This is a genomic window from Rhodoferax sp. ZS1R25, assembly GCF_056521335.1.
The window spans coordinates 729,168-754,962 of sequence record NZ_JBWMAZ010000002.1 but is presented as its reverse complement, the minus strand read 5'-3'; the positions used below and the strand labels follow the sequence as shown (position 1 = coordinate 754,962).

Below are 25,795 nucleotides of genomic sequence, written 5' to 3'. Positions count from 1 at the left end.
AGACATCACAAATTCGATGAACTCATGCGAAACTATCGAATATGTTGAGCCTGGAAGATTTACAGCTGTTGGAGGCCGTGCGCGCCACCGGCAGCCTGTCGCGTGCGGCCGAGCGCCTGGGCAAGGCCGCGTCCACCGTGTCTTACGCCGCGCGCCAGCTCGAAGAGCGGCTGGATGCACTGCTGTTTGACCGCGCCGGTTACCGCATCGCGCTCACGCCTGCCGGCCTGCTGCTGGTCGAGCAGGGCGCGCAGTTGCACGCCCAGGCTCGGCGCCTGACCGAGCGCGTCAAGCAGGTGGCGCGCGGCTGGGAGTCCGAGCTGCGCATCGTGACCGACGAGCTGGCAAACATCGAGGCACTGCTGCCGCTGGTTACCGACTTCGATGCGCTGAACAGCGGCGTGCGCCTGCGCTTTGCCCACGAGGTGCTGGGTGGCACCTGGGAGGCGCTGCTGGACCAGCGCGCCGACTTGGTGGTCGCCGCCACCAACGAACCACCTGCGATGGCGCATCTGCAATGGTTTGAGTTGACGCAGCTGGAATGGGTCTTCGCCGTATCGCCGCGGCACTCGCTTGCGCGCGCAGCGAAGAAAGGGCAGCCGCTGTCGATGGAAGCGATTACCGCGCACCGCTCGGTCGTGGTGGCCGATACCTCGCGCCTTGCCGTTGCCCGCAGCTACGGCGTGCAGACGCACCAGGAGCGCTTGGCCATGCCCAGCATGCGCGCGAAGATTGCCGCCCAAGTAGCAGGCCTGGGCGTGGGCTGGCTGCCGTTAGAGAAAGTGCGCCAGCATCTGGAGCAGGGCACGCTGGTGGCGCTAGAAACCCAAGACCCGCGCGAGCCGAATCTGCTGTTTGTAGGCTGGCATTCGCACCGTGCCGGGCCGGCCTTGCAATGGTGGGTGGAAAAGCTGCGCGACCCGCGGCTGGTGCCACCGCTGCTGCACCAGAACTACTGATTGATTACTCGACTCTTGCTATGAAAAAAGAAGCTGCTTGCGCATATTCCACGGGGGATACAGGCCAATATTTATTCAAAACCCAGTGTTCAGGGTGCAGCCCAATTGCTTGGCCAATCCGTTATAAAACCCTCACAAAACAGGTTTATCTCTATCTCAATTCCGGCACAAAGATGACAAAACTCACCCTTGGCGATCGCCTCACAGCTGCAGCGCTAGGCGCCTTGTTTGGAGGCATCGTTGGTTTAGCGCTGGCGTGGCTCTTTGGTGTCTACTCCAGCACGATGGGGCCATCCAGGATGCCGGTGGATTTCGGCCACTGGGTTGCTTGGAGCGCTATCGGCTTTGGCGCCGTCGGCCTGCTATTTGGACCATTCGTGGGCACGCTCATCGGCGTGGTCATCAACGGCATCTTTGAGTTCGAGCGGGACGACGAGCGGGTGCCCGTCTGGGTGTTGGTGCTGGTTCTTCTTGCCATCGTCGCCGGTGTATGGTGGTCAGGTACCTGATTGACTGCTGGCCTTGAGCTGGGGCGCTGAACCACAACTTCGGAGAACTGATGACATACGAATCAACCCAAACTGACGTATTCATTGTTGGAGCAGGCCCCACCGGCCTCGTCCTGGCACTGTGGCTGACGCACCAGGGCGTGTCGGTCCGCATCGTCGACAAGACCGCCGGCCCCGGAACCACCTCGCGTGCGATGGCTGTCCAGGCCCGCACGCTGGAGTTCTACACGCAGGTAGGCCTTGCGGACACGGTGGTCGCAGCCGGAATGCAGAACCCGGCTTTCAACATCTGGGCAGGTGGCAAGAGGAGGGCGCGGATAGAGTTGGCGGCGGCGGGCGCGCAAATCTCGCCCTATCCCTACGTCCTCGTTTATCCGCAGGACCGCCACGAGCAAACCCTTGTCGACGCGCTGCGCAAACTCGGGGTGGAGGTGGAGCGTGAGACAGAAGTCATCGGCTTCGAAGAGAAGGGCGACATCGTCGAAGTCCGCGTCAAGCGCGTAAATGTCGGCGAGGGTAACGAGTCCGTCTGCCGCGCGCGCTACTTGGCCGGTTGTGATGGCGCGCGCTCCGTCGTGCGGCATGCGTTGGGCGCCACGTTCGAAGGCGGAACCTATCCGCAAGTCTTCTATGTCGCGGACATCAAGACCGCCAGCCCGACGCCTTTGGGCGAGATCCATATCTCTCTCGAAGTCTCCGACTTCGTGCTCTTGATGAGCTACGACGATCAAGGGCGTGCTCGCCTGATCGGGGCCGTGCGCGGCGAGCGTGCCGAGCGCGCAGATGCCGGGGAGCTGACGTTTGATGACGTGGGCAAAGAAGCTATTGAAGCCATGGGCATCCAGATCGAAGAGGTCAACTGGTTCTCCACCTACCGGGTACACCACCGCGTGACCAATATGTACCGGCGCGGGCGCGCATTTCTTCTGGGCGACGCCGCGCATGTGCACAGCCCCGCTGGCGGCCAGGGCATGAACACGGGCATTGGCGACTCAGTCAATCTGGCTTGGAAGCTCGCCGCCGTCATCAAAGGCACGGCGCCCGACTCGCTGTTGGATTCCTACGAGTTCGAGCGCAAAGCCTTTGCCGAATTGCTCGTCGCCACCACCGACCGCGTGTTCACCGCCGTGACCTCCGACAGCAAACTTGCCGGTCTGGTCCGCCACCACATCGCTCCGGTCGTCGCGCCCCTTGCGTTCAAGTTCGACGCGGTGCGCGAGGAGATGTTCGAGATCGTCTCGCAAACCCGCGTGAACTACCGCGGCGGCCCCTTAAGCGCCGGATCGGTTGGCGACATCCACGCTGGCGACCGCATGCCCTGGGTGCGCATCGGTGACTCTGACAACTTAGGGCCACTCAAGGCCATACGCTGGCAGGTCCATGTTTATGGAGAGCCCCCCGCGGAGGTATCCGCCTGGTGCCTGGAGCGGAGCGTTCCGCTGCATGCCTTTGAATGGCACGATGAATTTGAGAAGGCTGGCTTTGAGCGCGGAGCCGTATATTTGATCCGCCCGGACATGCATGTCGCTATGGCGGATTCATCGCGCAAAGCTGATGGTTTGGCCGCCTACTTTGAGGCGCGCGGCATTTCGGCAGCATGGATCTTATGATCACAGCGCTCGCTGCTTGCTATCAAAACAGAAGCTGCTCGCGCATATTCTACGGGGGCTAGAGGCCAATTTCGTTCTTAAAGCGTTGATGGACGGCAGCAAACCTGTCAGGTGCTTGCGACCCAACGGCGTCACCTACGGCGCGCGTTCCCCCTCATGGCGGCGCATCCGTCCCCGCGAAGGCGGTAGGCCCCATACGTCTCCAGACTGGAGAAGGAGATCAGCCCCACACATCGTAATCGCTGCCCTCGTGTGGCACAAAGTAGCCCAGCAAATGCCCACCCAGGCGCGGGATGATGCGGGCCCAGTTTTCAGCATAGGCCGTGAACTGGTCTTTCTTGAACGGGTCGATTTCGTAGCGGATGAAACAGGTCATGGTCATGACGGCTCCTCTGGGTGATCAGAGGAGTCTCCAGGACGAATGCGGGGAATGCTTTGGTGGGTGACGAAATGAGGGAGGACGCTCTTGGCGGAGCTTGCTACAGATGCTCCGCGATCAATAGCTGGTGCCACCGCTACTGCACCAGAACTATGGATTTTGCTTATAGGTCCAGGCAGCGTCTGGATTCTTTGGAAATGCGAGTTGGACGACAGCCACAACGCAACCGTTGCGGTTACTAACCGACTAGACGTCGAGCTCTGCTAAGAAGCAGAGGCAGGCAGCTCGCAGTCGGCGATGAAAGAGGCAATCAAACACCGTCTGCCTGTTTGGTGGCAGGTAGCTTATTATTCCAAGGCGGCACTAAGCACAAAAAATGGGAAGGGTGACAAATGACATATCCAGTTTATGAAATTCGCCATGATCAGGCGAATGACATCATCAGCAAAGAAGAAGACTACCTGAATGATGTGAAGGCAATTGAGATTAAGCCCTCCAAACTCTCCGAGACCGTCTCAGCATTTTCTAACTCAATCGGTGGTGATATTTATATTGGCATCGATGAGGACAAAGCTAACAAGTCTCGCACTTGGCGCGGCTTTAATACACCTGAGGACGCCAATGCAGTCACGCAAACGCTTCTCAGCTGCCACAATTTAGGTAACCACCTTGCATTCGAGTATCTAACCTGCAATGGCTTTACAGGCCATGTTCTTCACATCACCGTAAAGAAGGTGAAAGAGATTGTGAAATCCACCGCTGGGGAGGTTTATCTCCGCGTCAACGCTGGAAAGATTAAGTTAGATACAGATGAAAAAATAAAGCGACTTGAATTCGACAAGGGCATTATTACTTTTGAGAACGAGTGGGTTGAGTGTCCTCTCCAGCGTGTGGAAAACAGCGAGAGCATCATTGGTTTCATGATTAATGTAATTCCAACGGGGGAGCCGAAAAAGTACCTCGAGAATCAAGATTTAATCAAGGAAAAACATTCAAGAGTGTCGGGAATTCTTCTCTTCTGCGATGAGCCCGCAGTCTTCTTGCCTAAAAGGTCCAGCATAAAAATTATGCGCTACAAGACAAAGCTGGAGGAAATTAGCAGGGAGCATCTCTCCGGTACACCGTTGACTGTGGAAGGAGATATTTATAGCCAAATTTACTTGGCTGTCGAGCAAACAAAGAAAATTATTGAGGACGCGAAAAAGCTTGGTGCGGAAGGCTTGGAAGCTGTGCAGTACCCGGACGAAACCCTACATGAGGTCATCACTAATGCCGTACTACATCGTGACTACAGCATCACTGCAGATACCCTGATTCGAATCTTCGATAATCGCGTAGAAATCGAGAGTCCCGGGAAGCTTCCCGGGCATGTCACTGTCGAAAATATTCTTGAAACACAGAGCGCCCGCAATCCGCAGATTGTGCGGCTCATCAATAAATTTCCAAACCCCCCAAACAAGGATGTAGGTGAAGGGCTGAACACCGCTTTTGAGGCCATGAAGAATTTGAAGCTCAAGCCACCTGAGATTTCTGAGGGCGAAAATTCGGTCATTGTCAGGATTCGTCATGAGCCCCTGGCCTCAGCAGAAGTGCTTGTGATGCAATATATGCAGGACCATGATGAGATAACCAATGCTCTTGGGCGTGAAATTACAGGGATTAAAGACTCAAATCAGATGAAGGATGTATTCATCAGGTTGAAGGATCTGGGTCAACTTGAGCGAGTCCCTGAGAAATTTAGTACTGCATCTGCTTGGCGCAAGACCCAGTGAAGACACGACGCTGCTGTGAATGCAGATGATCGCCCCTACTCCGCCGCCTCCAACCCATTAGCAAAATGCTCCCGCATGCGCAACTGCGTCCCAACTGCATCCCGCGCGGTCAGCGCATCCATGATGGCCTGATGTTCAGCGAGTGACTCGGCGATGCGACCAGTCTTGAGCAAGGAGTTGTGGCGGTTCAGCTTCATCACCTTGCGCAGGTCGGCCACCATCTGGTCGCGCCAGCGGTTGTTGGCGATCTGCAGCAGGCGCATGTGGAACTGTTCGTTCACCGCGAAGAACTGGTCGGTATTGGCCTTTCCAGGTTTGGCTGCTGTCTCCAGCGCTTTATGCAGGGTCTGCAGTTCTTTCAGTTCAGCGTCGGTGGCCTGGGTGGCCACCACACCGGCGGCGTCGCTTTCCAGCAGGCTGAGCAGGTGGTACACGTCCGACAGGTCTTGCTGCGACACCTCGGTCACATAGGCACCGCGGCGCACTTTCATGGTCACCAGGCCTTCGGTGGCCAGCACTTTGAGCGCCTCGCGCAGGGGGGTGCGGCTGATGCCGAATTCTTCGGCAATCTTCAGTTCGTCAATCCAGCTACCCGGCTCCAGCTCGCGCTGGAAGATGCGCTGGCGCAGCAGTTCGGCCACTTCCTCATACAGAGGGCGGGGGGCCAGCGAGACAGCGGGGCGGGTTTCAGACATCAGTGCAGACATGCAGAGTTGGCGCGGCCAGTTCAAAAAAGTTGGCTAATTGTAAGCTCCAACCAATATTCTGAATCAATAATTATGAATAATGTAAACTCGCTTCCACCCAAACGCTGACGGGATTACCCTCGCGGCTACGCCTTTGGGGGAGCCCATGAACGACCCGCGGACCACGCCATGACCGACAAGACCCCCGAATTCAAAACCGCCACGCTGGACGCCTGGGCCAAAGCGGCCGCCAAGTCCGCCCCCGGTGGCAATGTGGACGCACTGAACTGGATCACGCCCGACGGCATCGCGGTCAAGCCGCTGTACACCGCGGAAGACACGGCCCACTTGCAACACGCCGACACGCTGCCCGGCTTTGAGCCCTACCTGCGCGGCCCGCAGGCCACCATGTATGCGGTGCGTCCATGGACGATCCGCCAGTACGCCGGTTTCTCCACCGCCGAAGAATCCAACGCCTTCTACCGCAAGGCGCTGGCTGCGGGCGGGCAGGGCGTGTCGGTCGCGTTCGACCTTGCCACGCACCGTGGCTATGACTCGGACCACCCGCGCGTAACGGGTGATGTGGGCAAGGCCGGTGTGGCGATTGATTCGGTCGAGGACATGAAGATCCTGTTCGACCAGATTCCGCTGGACAAGGTGTCGGTCTCGATGACGATGAACGGCGCGGTGTTGCCGGTGTTGGCGGGCTATGTGGTTGCGGCCGAAGAGCAGGGCGTGGCGCAAGACCAATTGAGCGGGACGATTCAGAACGACATTCTGAAAGAGTTCATGGTGCGCAACACCTACATCTACCCGCCCGCGCCCAGCATGCGCATCATCGGCGACATCATTGGCTACACAGCCAAGAACATGCCCAAGTTCAACTCGATCAGCATCTCGGGTTACCACATGCAGGAGGCGGGCGCGAACCAGGCGCTGGAGCTGGCCTTCACGTTGGCCGACGGCAAGGAGTATGTGAAGACGGCGATTGCCACCGGGCTGGATGTGGACGACTTTGCCGGGCGCCTGTCATTCTTCTGGGCGATTGGCATGAACTTCTATCTGGAGGTTGCCAAGATGCGCGCGGCGCGGCTGCTGTGGTGCCGCATCATGAAGGGCTTTGACGCGAAGAACCCGAAGAGCCTGATGCTGCGCACGCATTGCCAGACCAGCGGCTGGAGCCTGACCGAGCAAGACCCATACAACAACGTGGTGCGCACGACCATCGAGGCGATGGCCGCGGTGTTTGGCGGCACGCAGAGCCTGCACACCAACAGCTTTGACGAAGCCATCGCGCTGCCGACCGAGTTCAGCGCGCGCATCGCCCGCAACACGCAGCTCATCATCCAGGAAGAAACCCACATCACCAATGTGATCGACCCGTGGGCGGGCAGCTACATGATGGAGAAGCTGACGCAGGACATGGCCGACGCAGCGTGGACCATCATCGAAGAGGTCGAAGCCATGGGCGGCATGACCAAGGCCGTGGACAGCGGCTGGGCCAAGCTGAAGATCGAAGCCGCCGCCGCCGAGAAGCAGGCGCGCATCGACAGCGGGCAGGACGTGATCGTCGGCGTCAACAAATACAAGCTGAAGACCGAAGACGCGATTGAAGCGCGCGATATCGACAACGTCGCGGTGCGCGACGGGCAGATCGCCCGCCTGCAAACTATCAAGGAAAAACGCGACGCAGCCCGCCTAGGCAGTGCGTTGGCAGCTATCACTTTTGCAGCAGAGAGCGGCACGGGCAACCTGCTGGACCTGACGATTCAGGCCGTGCGCCTGCGCGCCACAGTGGGCGAAGTGAGCGACGCTTTGGAGAAAGCCTTTGGCCGCCACCGCGCCGATACCAACAAGGTCTCGGGCGTGTACGCTGCGGCTTACGATTCTTCCAATGGAGACACCATGGAATACTGGAACGCCCTGAAGGCCGACATCGCGGGCTTTGCAGAAAAGCAGGGCCGCCGCCCGCGCGTGATGATCAGCAAGCTGGGCCAGGACGGCCACGACCGCGGCGCCAAGGTGGTAGCCACCGCGTTTGCCGACCTGGGCTTTGACGTGGACATGGGCCCGCTGTTCCAGACCCCCGAAGAATGCGCCCGCCAGGCGATCGAGAACGACGTGCACGCGGTCGGCGTATCCACCCTTGCCGCCGGCCACAAGACCCTGGTGCCCGCCATCATTGCCGAGCTGAAGAAGCAGGGCGCAGACGACATCATCGTTTTCGTCGGCGGCGTGATCCCGCGGCAAGACTACGACTTCCTGTACGCCGCAGGCGTCAAAGGCATCTACGGCCCGGGCACGCCAATCCCGGTGAGCGCACGGGATGTGCTGAGTCAAATCGAAAAGGCCATCGGGTGACACCTGAAGCCGTGCAGGCCGGTTTGCTCGGGGGGGAATCCCTTGCGCAGCGCCGTGCCATTGCCAAAGCCATCACCCTGCTGGAGTCCACGCGGGGGGACCACCGCGCGCAGGGTGACGCGCTGCTGACTGCGCTGCTACCGCACACCGGCAAGTCGCTGCGGCTGGGCATCAGCGGCGTGCCGGGCGTTGGCAAGTCCACCTTCATCGAGGCATTGGGCCTGTACCTGATAGCGCAAGGCCACCGCGTGGCGGTGCTCACTATCGACCCGTCTTCCAGTGTGTCCGGCGGCTCCATCCTGGGCGACAAGACGCGCATGGAAAAACTCTCCATGCACGAGAAAGCGTTTATCCGCCCCAGCCCGAGCAGCGGCACGCTGGGCGGCGTGGCCGAGAAGACGCGTGAGGCCATGCTGGTCTGCGAGGCCGCGGGCTACGACATCGTGATTGTCGAAACCGTGGGCGTGGGCCAGAGCGAGACCGCGGTGCAGGGCATGACCGACATGTTTGTGCTGATGCAGCTGCCCAATGCGGGCGACGACCTGCAGGCGATCAAGAAGGGTGTGATGGAGCTGGCGGACCTGGTGGTCATCAACAAGGCGGACATCGACGCCGATGCAGCAACCAGGGCACAGGCCATGATTACCTCCAGCCTGCGGCTGCTGGGCATGCATGGCAATCCGAACGATCCGCACAGCGACAAACATTGGCAGCCTAAAGTGATGTCGCTCAGTGCCTTGCATGGCACGGGTGTGGACGCCTTCTGGGCCGCGGTGAACGAATTCCAGACCCTGCAAACCGCCAATGGCTTTTTCAACACCCGCCGCCAAAACCAGTCGCTGGCGTGGATGTGGGAGCGCATCGACGCGGGGCTCAAGCACGCGTTCAAGCACAACCCGGCGGTGCGCGCGGCTTTGCCGCGGCTCACGGCGGCGGTGCAGGCAGGTGAGCTGGCAGCCAGCACTGCAGCACGAAATCTGCTTGCAGCCCTCGAATCCATTGCGCCAGCAGCTCCTAAATAAATAGCAATCAGAACGTTTCAGACGAGAAGGATTTTCCATGCAAGCCATTCTTGAACAACTCGAAGCCAAGCGCGAACTCGCGCGCCAGGGCGGTGGTGAAAAGCGCATCGCTGCGCAGCACAAAAAAGGCAAACTGACCGCGCGTGAGCGGCTGGAGATCCTGCTGGACGAGGGCACGTTTGAAGAGTGGGACATGTTTGTCGAACACCGCTGCGTGGACTTCGGCATGCAGGACCAGAAGATCCCCGGCGACGGTGTGGTCACCGGCTACGGCATGATCAATGGCCGCTTGGTCTTTGTGTTCAGCCAGGACTTCACGGTGTTTGGTGGTGCGCTCAGCGAAGCACATGCCGAGAAGATTTGCAAGGTGATGGACCAGGCGATGAAGGTCGGTGCACCGGTGATTGGCCTCAATGACTCCGGCGGCGCGCGCATCCAGGAAGGCGTGGCGTCCCTGGGCGGCTATGCCGACGTGTTCCAGCGCAACGTGATGGCCAGCGGCGTGATTCCGCAGATCAGCATGATCATGGGACCATCCGCCGGCGGCGCGGTGTACAGCCCGGCCATGACCGACTTCATCTTCATGGTGAAAGACTCTAGCTACATGTTTGTCACTGGCCCCGAGGTGGTGAAGACGGTGACGCATGAGGAAGTCACTGCCGAAGAGCTGGGCGGTGCCATCACCCACACCACCAAGAGTGGCGTGGCGGACTTGGCGTTTGAGAACGACGTGGAAGCGCTGCTGATGCTGCGCCGCCTGTACAACTACCTGCCGCTGAACAACCGCGAGAAAGCCCCCGTTCGCAAAAGCGGTGACCCCATCGACCGTGTGGACGCGAGCCTGGACACGCTGGTGCCCGAGAACGCCAACAAGGCCTATGACATGAAGGAACTCATCGTCAAGACCGTGGACGATGGCGACTTCTTTGAGATCCAGCCCGAATACGCCAAGAACATCATCATCGGCTTCGCCCGCATGGACGGGCAAACCATTGGCATCGTGGCGAACCAACCCTTGGTGTTGGCCGGTTGCCTGGACATCAAGAGCAGCATCAAGGCCGCGCGCTTTGTGCGGTTTTGCGATGCGTTCAACATTCCCGTCATCACCTTTGTCGACGTGCCCGGCTTCATGCCCGGCACCAGTCAGGAGTACGGCGGCATCATCAAACACGGCGCCAAGTTGCTCTATGCCTATGCCGAATGCACAGTCCCCAAGATTACGGTCATCACGCGCAAGGCCTATGGCGGTGCCTATGACGTGATGGCCTCCAAGCACCTGCGCGGCGACGTGAACTTTGCCTGGCCCAATGCCGAGATCGCGGTGATGGGCGCCAAGGGCGCGGTGGAAATCATCTTCCGCGAAGACAAGGGCGACCCGGCCAAGCTGGCCGCTAAAGAGGCCGAGTACAAGGCGCGGTTTGCGAACCCGTTTGTCGCTGGCGCCCGCGGCTTCATCGACGATGTGATCCTGCCGCACGAAACCCGCAAGCGCATCTGCCGGTCCTTGGTGATGCTCAAAGACAAGAAGCTGGAAAACCCGTGGCGCAAGCACGGGAACATCCCCCTCTGAAGCGCAGCGGTATGGCGAGCTGGAGTACCTGGTTAGACGCATGGCTGAGTGCTGGTGCGGTGCGGCGTGCGCGCCTGACACCGCCCTCCAGCCTGCCCACACGCTGGGTGGACACCACGCAGGGGGCCATCCGCGTGTTCGATTCGGGCGGTGACAAGCCCTGCATCGTGCTGTCGCCCGATGGTCCCAACGTGATCGAACACTACGCGGCGGTGATTGCGCTGTTAACACCGCACTACCGTGTGCTGTGTTTCGACATGCCGGGCTTTGGTTTCTCGGCGCCAGGCAGCAGTTACGACCATAGCCTGCAGCGCGGCGCCAAAGCGATGCTGGAGTTGATGGACCAGCTCGGTGTGGCCAAGGCCACGCTGGCGCTGAGCTGCGCCAATGGCTTCTACGCCATCCGCGTGGCACAGATGGCGCCGCAGCGTGTGGAGCGCTTGGTGTTGTCGCAAACACCGTCGCTGGAAGCCATGCACCGATGGACGGACCGCGTGGTGCCCAAGGTGTTGAAGGTGCCATTGCTCGGCCAATTGCTGAGCCGTGTGTTCCGCCAGAAGATGGCCTCTGCTTGGTACCGCATCGCACTGCCAAAGGCGACGAATGCGGAGCCCTTCCACAGCGTGTCCCACCACGCGCTTCGCTGTGGCGGCTGCTTCAGCCTGGCCGGCGTGGTGCAGGGCCTGCTGCGCGAGCCGGCGGATGCGGCGCGCCTGCATGGCATTCCCTGCACCGTGCTGTGGGGCACGCAAGACCGCTCGCACAAGTTCACGCAGCCCAATGCCATCTTGCACGATGTGCCGCACGCGCAGGTGGTGGTGCTGGAGGACTGCGGGCACTTTCCTGATCTGGAAAACCCGCAGCGATTTGTGCAGGCCTTGTTGCAAGTCCAGCCAGAGGTACCCCGTCATGCCTAAAGCTACCCATGCGGCCCAAGCCCGCGTGCTGACTGATATCCCCAACATCGGCAAATCCATTGCGGGGGACCTGCGCGGCCTGGGCGTGCACACGCCCGCCGACGTGGCCGCAATGGACCCGATCGCCACCTATGAGGCGCTGCGTACGCCCATGGGGGCGCGGCATGACCCCTGCGTACTCGACACCTTTCTGGCTGCCAAAGACTTTATGAACGGCGGCCCCGCGCAACCCTGGTGGCATTTCACGCCGCTGCGCAAAGCACAAAAACTGATTCCCGAATAGGAGACTGCGAATGTTCACCAAAATCCTGATCGCCAACCGCGGCGAAATCGCCTGCCGTGTGATTGCGACCGCCCGCAAGATGGGCATCCAAACCGTGGCCGTGTACTCAGACGCCGACAAGGAGGCGCGCCACGTGGCGCTGGCCGACGAGGCTGTCCACATTGGCCCGGCCCCCAGCCGCGAGAGCTACCTTCTGGCCGACAAGATCATTGCCGCCTGCAAGCAGACCGGCGCGCAAGCCGTACACCCGGGCTACGGCTTCTTGAGCGAGAACGCCGAATTCTCCAAACGCGTGGAAGAAGAAGGCATCATCTTCGTCGGCCCCAAGCACTATTCGATTGGCGCGATGGGCGACAAGATCGAATCGAAGAAGCTGGCGGGCAAGGCCGGCGTGAACTGCATCCCCGGCGTCAACGATGCGATTGAAACGGCCGAGAAAGCCGTGGAGATTGCCAATGGCATTGGCTACCCGGTGATGATCAAGGCATCGGCCGGCGGCGGTGGCAAGGGTCTGCGCGTCGCCTTCAATGACAAGGAAGCGTTTGAAGGCTTCACGTCATGCCGCAACGAAGCCCGCAACAGCTTTGGCGATGACCGTGTGTTCATCGAGAAGTTTGTCGAAGAGCCACGCCATATCGAGATCCAGCTGATCGGAGACAGCCACGGCAATGTGATTTACCTGAACGAGCGCGAATGCTCGATCCAGCGCCGCCACCAAAAGGTCATTGAAGAAGCGCCAAGCCCCTTCATCAGCGACGCGACGCGCAAGGCCATGGGCGAGCAGGCGGTGGCGTTGGCCAAGGCCGTGAAGTACCAGAGCGCGGGCACGGTGGAGTTTGTGGTCGGCAAGGACCAGAGCTTCTACTTTCTGGAAATGAACACGCGCCTGCAGGTGGAGCACCCGGTCACCGAGTGCATTACCGGGCTGGACTTGGTGGAGCTGATGATCCGCGTAGCGGCCGGAGAGAAGTTGCCGCTGGAGCAACAAGATGTGCAGCGCAATGGCTGGGCCATTGAGTGCCGCATCAATGCCGAAGACCCGTTCCGCAACTTCCTGCCTTCTACCGGGCGCCTGGTGCGCTTTGCACCGCCCGAGCAAACTATGTGGCAGGGCAACACGGCTGACTTGCTGGGCGTGCGGGTCGACACCGGTGTGCAGGACGGCGGCGAGATCCCCATGTTTTACGACTCGATGATTGCCAAACTCATCGTGCATGGCAAGGACCGGCTGGATGCGATTGCCAAGATGCGCGAAGCGCTGAATGGCTTTGTGATCCGCGGCATCAGCAGCAACATCCCGTTCCAGGCGGCACTGTTGGCGCACCCCAGGTTTGTGGCGGGCGATTTCAACACCGGCTTTATTGCCGAGAACTACGGCAAGGGCTTCCATGCAGAAGACGTGCCGCACGACGACGCGAATTTTCTGGTGGCGCTGGCAGCCTTTGTGCGCCGCAAATCGCGCGAGCGTGCGACTGGCCTGACGGGCCAGCTTCCCGGCTATGCGGTGAACGCGGGCAAGGACTATGTGGTGGTGACCCTGGCCGCCGACGGCCAGAACGCCTATACCGCGGTGCATGTGGACGAGTTTGAGGGCGAAACCGGTTCGGCCCGGGTGCTGGTGGGCGGCAACAGCTATGTGATTCGTAGCAAGTCGCGCCTGAACGACATTGCTATCAACGGCACGGTGAATGGCAAGCCGTTCACTGCGCAGATCGAACGTGGAACCCCCAAGAACCCGCTGGCCCTGCGTGTGCAGCACGACGGCACGCGCATCGACGCGCTGGTGATTTCGCCACGCATGGCCGCGCTGCACAAGATGATGCCGCACAAGGCGCCACCCGACATGAGCCGCTATGTGCTCTCGCCCATGCCGGGCCTGCTGGTGGATGTGGCCGTGGTGCCTGGCCAAAAGGTGCAGGCGGGTGAGCGTGTGGCCGTGATCGAGGCCATGAAGATGGAGAACGTGCTGTTTGCCGCGGCCGATGGCGTGGTGGGCAAGGTGCTGGCCGCCAAGGGCGAGAGCCTGAGCGTGGACCAGGCCATTGTGGAGTTTGTATGAGCGAGGCCACGCCCCAACGTCCCTTCAAGGTGCTGGGCATCCAGCAAATCGCCATCGGCGGCCCTGACAAAAAACGCCTGCAGACGCTGTGGGTGGACATGCTGGGCCTGCAAGTCACCGGCACCTTCAAAAGCGAAAAAGAGAATGTGGACGAGGACATCTGTTCCATGGGCACCGGGCCGTACAAGGTCGAGGTGGACCTGATGCAGCCGCTGGACATGGACAAAAAACCGGCAGTGCACACCACCCCGTTGAACCACGTGGGCCTGTGGATCGACGACCTGCCCGTGGCCGTGGAATGGCTCACCGCCAAAGGCGTGCGCTTTGCACCGGGCGGCATCCGCAAAGGCGCGGCGGGGTATGACATCTGTTTTTTGCACCCCAAAAGCAACGACGAATTCCCCATTGCGGGGGAGGGCGTGCTGATCGAGCTGGTGCAGGCGCCGCCGGACGTGGTGGCCGCCCTGACGGCCTGAATAGCCATTTTTTGGGCCATTTGGCCGGGCTTTTTGTGGGTTTCTTGGTATTTGCGCCGCTTTCGGTAGGTTTAGAGTCAGCTAGCAGTGCTTGAATGACGGCAAAGCCGTTCAGGAGACAAAACAATGAAGCTGGGTCAGATTTTTTCGGCAGGCATGTGGGTCATGCGCAAGATGCGCTTTGGCACCAAGCTGGGCGTGCTCTCGGCCGTGCTGCTGCTGCCCATGCTGGCCATCGTCTGGCAGCTGGTCGCGCGCGAGGTGAGCGACATGGAGATCGCCCGCGCCGAACTGGAAGGCATTGCGCTGGTGGACGACACCAGCGAGCTGATCCGCCAAATCCAGACGCACCGCGGCCAATCCAACATGGTGCTGTCGGGCAACACCGGTGCCCAGGCCGGGCGCGACAAAACCCGCGAAGCCCTGCGCGCCGCGCGTGACAGCCTGGACAAAAAACTGGGCGCCGTCACCACCTTTGCCGTGCCCGCTGGCTGGGCCGACCTGCGCAGCCGCATTGACGGTCTGGTGCCTTCGCTGGAGGGCAAGTCCGCGCCCGAGAGTTTTGCCCAGCACACTGCGTTGGTGGAAGACCTGGGCCGCTTTGTCTACGGTGTGGCCGACAGTTCCAGCCTGCTGTATGACCCCGACCCGCTGACCTATTTGCTGATGGATTCCGTGGTGTCACGCGTCATCCCCTGGACCGAGCAGGTGGGCAAGCTGCGTGGCCTGGGCGCTGGTTTGCTGAGCCAACCCACGCTGGACGAAGTGGGCGCGACGCGCGTGCGCTCGCAGCTGGATGCGCTGGACGCCTGGGTGCGCGATGCGCAGTACTCGCAGAGCCTCATGGCCAAGTTCGGCTTCAAAGACCCTGCGGCCACCCAGGCCCAAACGGCCACCACCGAGTTTTCACGCATGGCGCGGGAGCGCTTTGCGGCGGGTGCTGCCATCAGCGATTCGCAAACCTATTTCGCCGCCGGCACCCAGACGATTGGCGAGGTCGCCAAGTTCCAGCGCTCGGCCGTTACCGGTGTGCAACAGTTGCTGCAAAGCCGACAGGACTCTGTCACCCGCATGCTCTGGATAACCGCAGTGGGCAGTGGTGTGGCCGTGCTTCTGGTGGTGTATTTCATGCTGGCCTTCAACATGAGCTTCATGGCCGATTTGAGAGAAGTGCTGGAGTTCATGAAGCAGACCGCCAGCGGCAACCTGCGCCACAAGCCCAACGTGTTGGGCAAAGACGAACTGTCGGACATGGCCGTGGCCATGCAGGCCATGGTGACCAATGTGTCCATCATGGTGGCCAGCGTGCGCAGCAACTCGGCGCTGGTGGCCCATGCCGGTGAAAGCCTGGTGCGCGGCAACGAGGCCCTGTCGGGCCGCACCGAGCAGCAAGCGGCCAACCTGGAGCAAACCGCGGCCAGCGTGGAAGAACTCTCGTCCACCGTGGAGGGCAACGCCCAGGTGGCGCAGCAGTCGGACACCACCACGCAGCGCGTGCGCGAAACGGCCGAAGAAGGCGCGCGCGGCATGGTGCAGGCCATTGCCTCGGTGGAGGCGATTGAGGCGAGTACCAAGCGTATGGACGAGATCGTGGGCGTGATTGACGGCTTGGCCTTCCAGACCAACATCCTGGCGCTGAACGCGGCGGTGGAAGCCGCTCGGGCCGGCGAGTCGGGCCGTGGCTTTGCCGTGGTGGCGTCGGAAGTACGCTCGCTGGCCGGGCGCTCGGCCGAGTCGGCCAAGGAAATCCGCAAGCTCATCACCTCGTCCAGCGCCCAGGTGGCCACGGGGGTGGCGCAGATCCGTGCGGCGGGCGAGAACATCAACCGCATCGTCGAAGGTGTGCGCGGCGTGGCGGTCAATATGTCGCAGATCTCGGCGTCCAGCGCCGAGCAAAGCTCCAGCCTGTCTGAAATCACCGCGGCAGTGCGCCAACTGGATGAGATCACGCAGCAGAACGCGGCCATGGTGGAGCGTGCGGTGAGCCAGTCCACCGATCTGCAAGAGCGTGCCTCCACGCTGTCCAAGGCGGTGGAGGTGTTCAAGCTGCAACAGGGCACCACCGACGAGGCGCGTGCCCTGGTGGAGCGCGCCATTGCGCTGCGCCAGCGCAGCGGTTCGCGCGATAGTTTCTTGCGCGATGTCACGCCCAAAGAGACGGGTTTGTTTGACCGCGACATGTATGTGTTTGTGCTGGACGGCAAGGGCACCTACCTGGCCTTCGGTGGCAATGCGGCCAAGGTGAATACGCGGGTGCAAGACGTGGCCGGTATCGATGGCGACGCGCTGATCGCGTCCATCATCCACCAGGCCAGCCAGGGCCCGGGCTGGGTGGAATACGAAATCACCAACCCTGCCACTGGCAAGGTGCAGACCAAGCTCTCGTTTGTCCAGCAAGTGGACGATGTCTACGTGGGCTGCGGCGTCTACAAGAACCTGGTGGCGAGCTAGGAAGGCTTGGGGCCCTGCTTGGCGCGCGCACGCGCCAGGGCTGCTTCAATCACCGCACGTTTTTTGTCCAGCACGGTGGGGTCGGTGTGCTGGGAATGGGCGGGCAGGTCGGCCAGCTTCATCTCTGCTTTCTCTTGCAATCGCTGGGCTTGCTCCGCCTCTTCGCGCGTGCGGCGCGCCTGGCTGGCGCTGTAGCGCGCGCGGGCATGGTCGGCCAGCGGCTGTGACCATGCGCTCCAGCCAGTCTGCGTGCCACTCACGTTCTCCAGCAGGATGCAGTCCACTGGGCAGACGGGCAGGCACAGTTCGCAGCCGGTGCAGTGCTGCTCTTGCACCGTGTGCATGCGCTTGTTGCTGCCAATGATGGCGTCGGTGGGGCAGGCGGCGATGCACAGTGTGCAGCCTATGCACCAGTTCTCGTCGATGAAGACCACGCTGCGCGGGCCCTCCACACCAAACGCGGGGTCCAGAGGAACGATGGGCTGGCCAGTGAGGGCGGAGAGGCGACTGATGCCCTCGGCGCCGCCCGGAGGGCATTGGTTGATACCTGCTTCACCCGCAGCCACAGCCTGGGCGTAGCCCGCGCAGTCGGGGTAGCCGCAGCGCGTGCACTGGGTTTGGGGCAGGGCGTCCAGCAGGCGCTGCACCAGGGCCGGTGCAGCGGTGGTGCCGGCGTTCACTTGGCCTTGACGCTGCGCTTGGCTGCTACCTTTTTAGGAGCTGCTGGCGCAGGTTTCACGGGGGCTGCAGCCACTTTTTTAGCTGCAACCGCCTTGGTGGCGGGTTTGGCCAATGCCGCTGGTGCCGGTTTTGCAGCCGGAGCTGCTTTGGCTGCTGGCGCGGCATGGGCCTTGATGAAGGCCTTGACCTGCGGGTACACATGCTCGCGCCAGCGGCGGCCCGAGAAGATGCCGTAGTGGCCTGCGCCCTTGGCTTCAAAGTGGCGCTGTTGGCTCTTGGGCACGCCGCTGCAGATGTCGTGTACCGCCTCGGTCTGGCCGGCGCCAGAGATATCGTCCAGCTCGCCTTCCACAGACATGAGGGCGGTGGTTTTGATATCGGCAGGCTTCACGCGCTCCAGCTTGCCCTGGGGGTTCTTCACATCCCAGGTGCCGTTGACCAGGCTGAAGTCCTGGAACACCACGTGGATGGTTTCCAAGTAGTAGTCGGCGTCCATGTCCAGCACAGCGTTGTACTCGTCGTAAAACTTGCGGTGGGCCTCGGTGCTGGCGTCGTCACCCTTAATCAGGTCCTTGAAGTAGTCGTAGTGGCTCTTGGCGTGGTGGTCGGGGTTCATGGCCACAAAACCGGTGTGCTGCAAAAAGCCGGGGTAGACGCGGCGCCCGGCGCCCGGGAAGTTGCTGGGCACGCGGTAGATCACGTTGTTCTCAAACCAGCTGTGGCTCTTGTTCATGGCCAGGTTGTTCACCGCGGTGGGCGACTTGCGGGCGTCGATGGGGCCGCCCATCATGGTCATGGTCAGCGGCGTGGTTTCGCCACGGCTGGCCATCAGCGACACGGCGGCCAGCACGGGCACAGTGGGCTGGCACACGCTCATCACATGGCAGTTGCCATACTTGCCCTGCACGTGGCGGATGAACTCCTGCACGTAGTTCACGTAGTCGTCCAGGTGGAAGCTGCCGTCTTCCAGCGGCACCAGGCGGGCATTTTTCCAGTCGGTGATGTAGACCTTGTGGTCCTTCAGCATGGTCTTGACGGTGTCACGCAAGAGCGTGGCGTAGTGGCCTGACAGGGGCGCCACGATCAGCACCACGGGCTGGCCCTTGATCTTGTCCAGGGTCTTGGTGTCGTCGGTGAAGCGCTTGAAGCGGCGCAGCTCGCAGAATGGCTTGGTAACTTCCACGCGCTCGTGGATGGCCACGTCCACACCGTCGACATCGATGGTGCGCAGGCCGAATTCTGGCTTTTCGTAGTCCTTGCCCAGGCGGTGCATCAGGTCGTAGCCGGCCGAGAGGCGCTGCGCGAAGGGGTTTTGCCCGACGACGGACAGCGGGTTGCTGTAGAGCTTGGCTGCTGCCAGAGCCAGGTCAGAAAACGGCTCCATCAGGGAACGTTGGGTTTCATAGAGCTGGTACAGCATGGGGGGACCTCTTAAATGTTGCAGTGCAATATAACAGTAATTGCTTTAATACAGGTTGCCGGATTTGACAATAGCCCGTAAGGCGTTGCGGCTGTGCGCACCAAAGTTGCCCATCCATTCCGCCAGCAGCGCCTGCAGCCGCGCCCGCTTCGCGGGCTCGTTGCGCAGGGTGTCTTCCAGGGGAGCCAGGGTGCGCTCAGGTGATTGCAAATCGACTTGCGGGTCAGACACCCATTCTGGCGGAAGACAGGCCAATAAGGCAGCCTGGGCCCGGTTGCCAGCCGCGGCAGACTGGGCGGCCACCACGTCGCGCACGTAGCGGTCGTTCCATTCCGGGTAGTTGCGGTCCTTGTCGCTGGCTTGCAAGGCCTTGTCGGCTGACTCCAGCCATTCGGCCTGCACCAGGTCCAGCGCCACACGGCGATTCGCAATCAGGCGAATCTGCTCACTGCGCAGGCGGGGCAGGCCTACACGGGCCAAGGCGTAGAAGCCCAGCAGCTTGGCTGTGGACTCGCCGGGCGCCAGGCTGGCGTGGTAGGGCTGCGTCAGGGCCTGCACATAGTGCAGCGCCAGGCCGGCAAAGCGCCAACCCCAGTAGTCATGGCCCGAGCGAAACGCCAGCGACGCCAGGCTGGAGTACTGGTAGAAGCGCGACAGCACCAGCGAGCGCTTGGCCCAGGGCGCCACGCCCAGCAGCATGCGGTCCTCAAAGAAGAAGCCCATGTTGAAGGGCGCCTGCGCGTCGGCCGCCAGGGCAGGGTTGCCAAAGGGCTGCGGCCCCAGCCCGTATTGGCGACCCCAGGGGCCGGGGCTGTCTTCCCACAGAAAAGCGTCCAGGCCGTAGTCCGGCTCGTCGGTGGCGGTGGCCACCACGGTCAGCGCGCTCACCAGCTCGCCGGGGCGCAGGGGTAAAAACTGCCGCGCACTGGCCTGGGGCAGGCTGCTGGCGGGCAGGGGGCTGATGTCGGTCCAGGCCAGCAGGCCACTGGTGATCGGGGCGTCCTGGGTGTCCGGCTGTACATACAGCGCCCATTTGCTGTTGGGGGCGACGCGCAGGGCGGTCAAAAAGGCCTGGCGTCGGGCTTCGTCATTGCGCCCCGGGTTGGCCACAAAGGCCAGTGCCTCCGGGCGCGCCGGGTAGTTTTCCAACGAAGCCATGGCCCAGGCCTCGTGGCTGGCCAGCAGAGCCTCCAGGGTTTTTTCCTCGGCCCTGAGAAAGGCTTCCAGCGGCTCGGCGCTGACCCGGGGGGCATGGGCCACCTCGGGCATCTTCTCCAGCGCCCGGTAGCTGGCCTGCGTGTGGTTGGCCCCCGCACACGCCTGCCCCACGGACAACCCCCACCACACCGCCAGAGCCAAGCCACGCACAGTCAAAGGGTTCACCTTTGCTATGGTTTCAGGAGCTGCTGGCGCATAGTGCACGGGGGCTAGCAGCTGTTTTTGTCATCAAGTCAGATGACCTTGGCAATCGCCTGGCAGACGTAGTCGATGTTCTTGCTGTTGAGTGCAGCCACGCACATGCGACCGGTGTCGGTGCCGTAGACACCGAACTCGGAGCGCAGGCGCACCATCTGGTCTTTGGAAAGGCCGGAGTAACTGAACATGCCGATCTGCGTGGTGATGAAGGACATGTCCTGTTTCACACCGGCGGCCTTCAGGCCGTCGACGAGTTTCTGGCGCATGGCCTTGATGCGTACGCGCATTTCGCCCAGTTCTTTTTCCCACAGCGCGCGCAGCTCGGGGTTGTTCAACACCGCTGCCACTACGGCGCCACCGTGTGTCGGTGGGTTGGAGTAGTTGGTGCGGATGACGATCTTCAATTGCGACAGCACGCGACCGGCCTCTTCCTTGTCCTTGCAGAGTACCGACAGACCGCCCACGCGCTCGCCATACAGGCTGAAGCTCTTGGAGAAGCTGGTGGACACAAAGAAGTTCAGGCCGGCGGCGACAAACTTGGCGATCACGGCGCCGTCCTCGGAAATACCGTAGCCAAAGCCCTGGTAGGCCATGTCGAGGAAAGGTGTCAGGTTCTTGGCCTTCACCACGGCAATTACTTGGTCCCATTGCTCGGGGGTAATGTCGTAGCCGGTGGGGTTATGGCAGCAGGCGTGCAGCACGACCACGGTGCCAGCGGCTGCGGCATTCAGGCTGGCCAGGTAGCCTTCAAAGTTCACGCCACCCTTGCCGCCGTTGGCTGCTGCGTCAAAGTACGCATAGGTGCCCACTTCAAAACCGGCATTGGTGAACAGCGCGCGGTGGTTTTCCCAGCTGGGGTCGGAGATCAGCACCTTGGCGGTGGGGTTCAGGCGCTTCAAAAAGTCGGCGCCGATCTTCAGGCCGCCAGTGCCGCCAATGGCTTGCACGGTGGCCACGCGGCCGGAGGTGACGGGTTCGCTGTCAGCGCCAAACACCAGGCCTTTGACGGCGTTGTCGTAGGCCACGATGCCGTCAATCGGCAGGTAGCCGCGCGCGGTGGGCTTGTCCATCATGGTTTTCTCGGCGGCTTGCACGCATTGCAGCAGGGGCAGCTTGCCGTTGTCGTCGAAATACACGCCCACGCCCAGGTTCACTTTGTTGGGGTTGGTGTCAGCGTTGAATTGTTCGTTCAGACCCAGGATAGGGTCGCGGGGAGCCATTTCGACGGCGGAGAAAAGAGACATGGAAAAGTCCTGTGATTGGAATGTCGGGGGGTAACCCACTCCGCGGCCTGCGATGCGGGTAATCCCTATTTTACCGGGCACCGCGCTGGTGCCTTTTCTGGGTGCTTAACGCGCAAGGCCCTCTGCCAGTGCACGCGTGAGTTCAGCGGCCGGGACATTGCGGCAGTGTGAGGCGTTTTGACCGCTCCACAGAGGGGTGAAGTCGGTGCTGCCTTGGCTTTCGGCGCGTGCGCGCAGCGGGGCAATGGCGCTGGTGGCCAGTGGAAAGGCGGGGGCGGCCGGGCTTAGCGGACCCAGCTCGCGCATCAGCCGGTTCATGATGCCGCGCGCCGGGCGTCCGGTGAACAGAGAGGTGAGCGCGGTGTGGCGCGCGGCGGGGCTTTGCAGTACCGCGCGGTGCAGGGCGGAGGTGGTGGACTCGGGGCAGCACATGTAGGCGGTGCCAATTTGCACGGCCGATGCACCCAGCGCCATGGCGGCGGCCACGCCATGCGCGTCGGCAATGCCACCCGCGGCAATCACCGGCACGGTCACGGCCCGCACGATTTGCGGTAGCAGGGCCATGGTGCCCACTTGGGTGCTGAGGTCCTCGCTGAGAAAGATGCCCCGGTGGCCACCGGCCTCCACACCCTGGGCAATGATGGCGTCCACACCATGGTCTTGCAGCCACAGGGCTTCGTCCACCGTGGTGGCGTTCCCGAGCACACGACTGCCCCACGACTTGACGCGCGCCAGCAATTGCGGAGATGGGAGGCCAAAATGGAAGCTCACCACGTCGGGCTTGAACGCCTGAACTACATCGGCGACCTGGTCGCTGAAGGGCGCCCGGCCCGGGCCGGGGACGATGTCCGCTACTGAGAGCCCCAGTTCTCTATAAAAGGGCTGCAGGGCTTGTTGCCAGACCGCGTCCCGGGCCGCATCGGGTTCGGGGGGCGCGTGGCAAAAGAAGTTGACGTTGTAGGGCTTGTCCGTCAGTGCGGTGAGCTGGGTGAGTTCGGTGCGCAGTGCCTCCAGGCTCAGCATGGCAGCGGGGATCGAGCCCAGGCCACCGGCATTGCACACGGCAGCGGCCAGTGCATGGCCTTGCACGCCCGCCATGGGGGCCTGAATCAGGGGGAGGGCGGTGCCCAGGAATGAAGGGTTTGGCATGGTGGGTTCCTGCAGATTCGCGGTCTAGTCTACAGTTCTACCTTTGCCCCTTTTGAGCACGCCGCCATGTCCTCCAGCCAGCCCACCCCCGCAGTGACCGACGACGCCGAACAGGTGCGCACCGGCACCTTTGTGCGCTACCCGGATTCCCCCTATGAGCTGTACCAACCCTACCCCCCGGCAGGCGACCAGCCTGAAGCGATTGACCAGCTGGTGGAGGGGGTGACAGACGGCGAGGTGTTCCAGACCCTGCTGGGTGTGACCGGCTCGGGCAAGACCTTCACCATGGCCAACGTGATCGCCCGCCTGGGGCGCCCGGCCATCGTGTTTGCGCCCAACAAGACGCTGGCCGCACAGCTCTACAGCGAGTTCCGCGAGTTCTTCCCCAAGAACGCGGTGGAGTACTTCGTCAGCTACTACGACTACTACCAGCCCGAGGCCTATGTCCCGCAGCGCGACCTATTCATTGAAAAGGACAGCGCGATCAACGAGCACATCGAACAGATGCGGCTGAGCTGCACCAAGAGCCTGCTGGAGCGTCGTGACGTGGTGATCGTGGCCACGGTGTCAGCCATCTACGGTATCGGCAAGCCCGAGAGTTACCACCAGATGGTGATGACCCTGCGCACGGGCGACAAGCTGGGCCAGCGCGACATGATTGCCCAGTTGGTGCGCATGCAGTACCAGCGCAACGACATGGATTTCAGCCGCGGCGCTTTCCGTGTGCGCGGCGACACCATCGACATTTTTCCTGCTGAACATTCCGAGATGGCGATCCGCGTGGAGCTGTTTGACGACGAGATCGAGAGTCTGCAGCTGTTTGACCCGCTGACTGGCCGCATCCGCCAGAAGATCCCGCGCTTCACCGTGTACCCCAGCAGCCACTATGTGACGCCGCGCGAACAGGTGCTGATGGCCGTGGAGACCATCAAGACGGAGCTGTCGGACCGGCTCAAGGAGTTTGTCAGCATGGGCAAGCTGGTGGAAGCCCAGCGGCTGGAGCAGCGCACGCGCTTTGACCTGGAAATGCTCAGCGAAGTGGGGCACTGCAAAGGCATCGAGAACTACTCGCGCCACCTGAGCGGCTCCGCCCCCGGTGAGCCGCCGTCCACGCTGACCGATTACCTGCCGAAAGACGCGGTGATGTTTCTGGACGAAAGCCATGTGCTGATCGGGCAGTTTGGCGGCATGTACAACGGCGACCGGGCGCGCAAGACCACGCTGGTGGAGTACGGATTTCGTCTGCCCAGCGCGCTGGACAACCGTCCGCTGAAGTTTGAAGAGTTCGAGACCAAGATGCGCCAGGCCATCTTCGTGTCCGCCACACCCGCCCAGTGGGAAAAAGACCATGCGGGCAAGGTGGTGGAGCAATTGGTGCGGCCCACGGGCCTAGTGGACCCTGAAGTGGAGGTGCGTCCGGCCACCAGCCAGGTGGACGATGTGCTGCAGGAAATCCGCATCCGCGTGGAGAAAAATGAGCGCGTGCTCATCACCACACTGACCAAGCGCATGGCGGAGCAGCTGACCGACTACCTGACCGACAACGGCGTCAAGGTGCGCTACCTGCACAGCGATGTGGACACCGTGGAGCGCGTGGAAATCCTGCGCGACCTGCGCCTGGGCACCTTTGACGTGCTGGTGGGGATCAACCTGCTGCGCGAGGGGTTGGACATTCCCGAGGTGTCGCTGGTGGCGATTCTGGATGCTGACAAGGAAGGCTTTTTGCGTTCCGAGCGCTCCCTGATCCAGACCATAGGCCGCGCCGCGCGCAATCTGGAAGGCCGCGCCATTCTGTATGCGGACAAGATCACGGATTCGATGGAGCGTGCCATTGGCGAGACGGAGCGACGCCGCAAGAAGCAGATTGCCCACAACCTGGAACGGGGTATTACCCCCCGCGCCATTGTGAAAAAGGTGCGCGACCTGATCGACGGCGTTTACAGCGAGAAGGCGGGCAAGGAAGCCGATCGCCTGGAGCGCGACGCCCAGCAACGTGCGCAGGTGGAGGACATGAGCGAGAAGGACATCTCCCGCGAAATCAAGCGCCTGGAGAAGCTCATGATGGAACATGCCCGCAATCTGGAGTTCGAAAAGGCGGCGCGGGTGCGCGACCAGTTGGGCATCCTGAAGCAGCAAGCCTTTGGCGCGCCAGGGGCGGACAACGTGGTGGTTCTACCATCTCCTTCTAAATAGCTCGGGTATGCGACTGCCCGGTCTAGGTACCTGAGCGGATTGGTAGGTTTCTTGGTATACTTGAGTCGCTTAGTCAACCAACACGACTCAAGGAGCTTGCCATGCGTCTCACTACCAAAGGCCGTTTTGCGGTCACCGCCATGATCGATCTGGGCCTGCGTCAGAGCTCCGGTCCGGTCACGCTGGCGGCCATTAGCCAGCGCCAGCAAATCTCCCTGTCCTACCTGGAGCAGTTGTTTGGCAAGCTGCGCCGCCATGAGCTGGTGGAGTCCACCCGCGGCCCGGGAGGCGGCTATACCCTGGCCCGCAAGGCCAGCGAAATTACCGTGGCCGACATCATCGTCTCGGTCGACGAACCCATCGATGCCACCCAATGCGCCGGCAAAGAAAACTGCCTAGGCGAGGGCAACCGCTGCATGACCCATGACCTGTGGGCCTCGCTGAACACCCGCATGGTGGAGTTTCTGGACTCCGTGAGCCTGCAAAAACTGGTGGACGACCAACTGGCCAAGGGCCTGCAGATCGAAGACAAGCCTAGCGTGAAGCGCGCCATTTCTGCCATGCCCGTGGTCAAGCCCATTCGGGTGAATGCGCCCAACTCGGTCTTCGCCCTGGGCAACGCGTTCTCCAAATCCTGA

The 25,795-nt window shown here is 61.7% G+C and carries 20 protein-coding genes and 1 pseudogene; 14 read left to right on the top strand and 7 right to left on the bottom strand.

The genetic code is table 11. The annotated features are described in order from the left end of the window. The first annotated feature begins 41 nt into the window (after positions 1 to 41). From AC097R_RS14335 to AC097R_RS14325, 3 genes are read left to right on the top strand one after another with little or no spacing between them, the layout of a single operon-like run. Positions 42 to 959: a LysR family transcriptional regulator gene (locus tag AC097R_RS14335; protein ID WP_479598810.1), complete on the top strand. Its 918-nt coding sequence runs from the start codon at positions 42 to 44 to the stop codon at positions 957 to 959. Between the two features lie 20 nt (positions 960 to 979). Further along, complete coding sequence (locus AC097R_RS14330) at positions 980 to 1,468, top strand: hypothetical protein (RefSeq protein WP_479598809.1); 489 nt, start codon at positions 980 to 982, stop codon at positions 1,466 to 1,468. A gap of 50 nt (positions 1,469 to 1,518) precedes the next feature. Beyond that, positions 1,519 to 3,078, top strand: coding sequence for an FAD-dependent monooxygenase (locus AC097R_RS14325; RefSeq protein ID WP_479598808.1), 1,560 nt, complete (start codon positions 1,519 to 1,521; stop codon positions 3,076 to 3,078). Positions 3,079 to 3,254: 176 nt separating this feature from the next. Here AC097R_RS14325 and AC097R_RS14320 read toward each other — a convergent pair. Continuing rightward, positions 3,255 to 3,460 (bottom strand): annotated as a pseudogene (locus AC097R_RS14320) (NIPSNAP family protein); the annotation flags it as partial. 389 nt (positions 3,461 to 3,849) lie between these two features. Here AC097R_RS14320 and AC097R_RS14315 point away from each other — a divergent pair. Beyond that, positions 3,850 to 5,229 carry an ATP-binding protein gene (locus AC097R_RS14315; protein ID WP_479598807.1) on the top strand — a complete coding sequence of 460 codons (1,380 nt, stop codon included), beginning with the start codon at positions 3,850 to 3,852 and terminating at the stop codon, positions 5,227 to 5,229. Positions 5,230 to 5,264: 35 nt separating this feature from the next. On the opposite strand, the gene AC097R_RS14310 is transcribed toward AC097R_RS14315, so the two are convergent. Beyond that, the gene (locus AC097R_RS14310) at positions 5,265 to 5,924 is read right to left on the bottom strand and encodes a GntR family transcriptional regulator (RefSeq protein ID WP_479598806.1); all 660 of its coding nucleotides are present in this window, start codon (positions 5,922 to 5,924) and stop codon (positions 5,265 to 5,267) included. A 180-nt stretch (positions 5,925 to 6,104) separates the two neighbouring features. Here AC097R_RS14310 and scpA point away from each other — a divergent pair, with 180 nt between their 5' ends. The 8 genes from scpA to AC097R_RS14270 all read left to right on the top strand — a co-directional run bounded on the left by scpA (position 6,105) and on the right by AC097R_RS14270 (position 17,054). Beyond that, positions 6,105 to 8,276 (top strand): methylmalonyl-CoA mutase, encoded by a 2,172-nt coding sequence (gene scpA / locus AC097R_RS14305; protein WP_479598805.1) that lies wholly within the window; start codon positions 6,105 to 6,107, stop codon positions 8,274 to 8,276. Then, a complete protein-coding gene (gene meaB / locus AC097R_RS14300; protein ID WP_479598804.1) occupies positions 8,273 to 9,298 on the top strand; it encodes a methylmalonyl Co-A mutase-associated GTPase MeaB in 1,026 nt (341 codons plus the stop codon). The genes scpA and meaB overlap by 4 nt, the downstream gene beginning before the upstream one ends. A 37-nt stretch (positions 9,299 to 9,335) precedes the next feature. Beyond that, positions 9,336 to 10,868, top strand: coding sequence for an acyl-CoA carboxylase subunit beta (locus AC097R_RS14295; RefSeq protein ID WP_479598803.1), 1,533 nt, complete (start codon positions 9,336 to 9,338; stop codon positions 10,866 to 10,868). An 11-nt stretch (positions 10,869 to 10,879) separates the two neighbouring features. Further along, entirely contained in the window at positions 10,880 to 11,785 is a 906-nt protein-coding gene (locus AC097R_RS14290) for an alpha/beta fold hydrolase (RefSeq protein WP_479598802.1), read from the top strand. Beyond that, positions 11,778 to 12,068, top strand: a complete 291-nt coding sequence (locus tag AC097R_RS14285; RefSeq protein WP_479598801.1) for a helix-hairpin-helix domain-containing protein — start codon at positions 11,778 to 11,780, stop codon at positions 12,066 to 12,068. Before AC097R_RS14290 ends, AC097R_RS14285 begins: the two co-directional genes overlap by 8 nt. Positions 12,069 to 12,078: 10 nt before the next feature. Next, positions 12,079 to 14,127 carry an acetyl-CoA carboxylase biotin carboxylase subunit gene (locus AC097R_RS14280; protein ID WP_479598800.1) on the top strand — a complete coding sequence of 683 codons (2,049 nt, stop codon included), beginning with the start codon at positions 12,079 to 12,081 and terminating at the stop codon, positions 14,125 to 14,127. Continuing rightward, entirely contained in the window at positions 14,124 to 14,603 is a 480-nt protein-coding gene (locus AC097R_RS14275) for a VOC family protein (protein WP_479598799.1), read from the top strand. Before AC097R_RS14280 ends, AC097R_RS14275 begins: the two co-directional genes overlap by 4 nt. A 126-nt stretch (positions 14,604 to 14,729) precedes the next feature. After that, positions 14,730 to 17,054, top strand: coding sequence for a methyl-accepting chemotaxis protein (locus AC097R_RS14270; protein WP_479598798.1), 2,325 nt, complete (start codon positions 14,730 to 14,732; stop codon positions 17,052 to 17,054). Here AC097R_RS14270 and rsxB read toward each other — a convergent pair. The 5 genes from rsxB to AC097R_RS14245 all read right to left on the bottom strand — a co-directional run bounded on the left by rsxB (position 17,051) and on the right by AC097R_RS14245 (position 22,964). After that, entirely contained in the window at positions 17,051 to 17,734 is a 684-nt protein-coding gene (gene rsxB, locus AC097R_RS14265) for an electron transport complex subunit RsxB (RefSeq protein ID WP_479598797.1), read from the bottom strand. The genes AC097R_RS14270 and rsxB overlap by 4 nt on opposite strands. Further along, positions 17,731 to 19,155, bottom strand: coding sequence for a polyhydroxyalkanoate depolymerase (locus AC097R_RS14260; protein ID WP_479598796.1), 1,425 nt, complete (start codon positions 19,153 to 19,155; stop codon positions 17,731 to 17,733). Before AC097R_RS14260 ends, rsxB begins: the two co-directional genes overlap by 4 nt. A gap of 45 nt (positions 19,156 to 19,200) precedes the next feature. Next, a complete protein-coding gene (locus AC097R_RS14255; RefSeq protein WP_479598795.1) occupies positions 19,201 to 20,538 on the bottom strand; it encodes a hypothetical protein in 1,338 nt (445 codons plus the stop codon). A gap of 68 nt (positions 20,539 to 20,606) precedes the next feature. Continuing rightward, a complete protein-coding gene (locus AC097R_RS14250) occupies positions 20,607 to 21,815 on the bottom strand; it encodes an amino acid aminotransferase (RefSeq protein WP_479598794.1) in 1,209 nt (402 codons plus the stop codon). A 105-nt stretch (positions 21,816 to 21,920) separates the two neighbouring features. Further along, on the bottom strand, positions 21,921 to 22,964 hold the full coding sequence (locus AC097R_RS14245) for an NAD(P)H-dependent flavin oxidoreductase (RefSeq protein WP_479598793.1): 1,044 nt from the start codon (positions 22,962 to 22,964) through the stop codon (positions 21,921 to 21,923). 66 nt (positions 22,965 to 23,030) lie between these two features. Between AC097R_RS14245 and uvrB the strand changes: the two genes are divergently transcribed. Beyond that, entirely contained in the window at positions 23,031 to 25,157 is a 2,127-nt protein-coding gene (uvrB, locus tag AC097R_RS14240) for an excinuclease ABC subunit UvrB (protein WP_479598792.1), read from the top strand. A gap of 101 nt (positions 25,158 to 25,258) precedes the next feature. Beyond that, on the top strand, positions 25,259 to 25,795 hold the full coding sequence (gene iscR / locus AC097R_RS14235) for a Fe-S cluster assembly transcriptional regulator IscR (protein ID WP_310345751.1): 537 nt from the start codon (positions 25,259 to 25,261) through the stop codon (positions 25,793 to 25,795).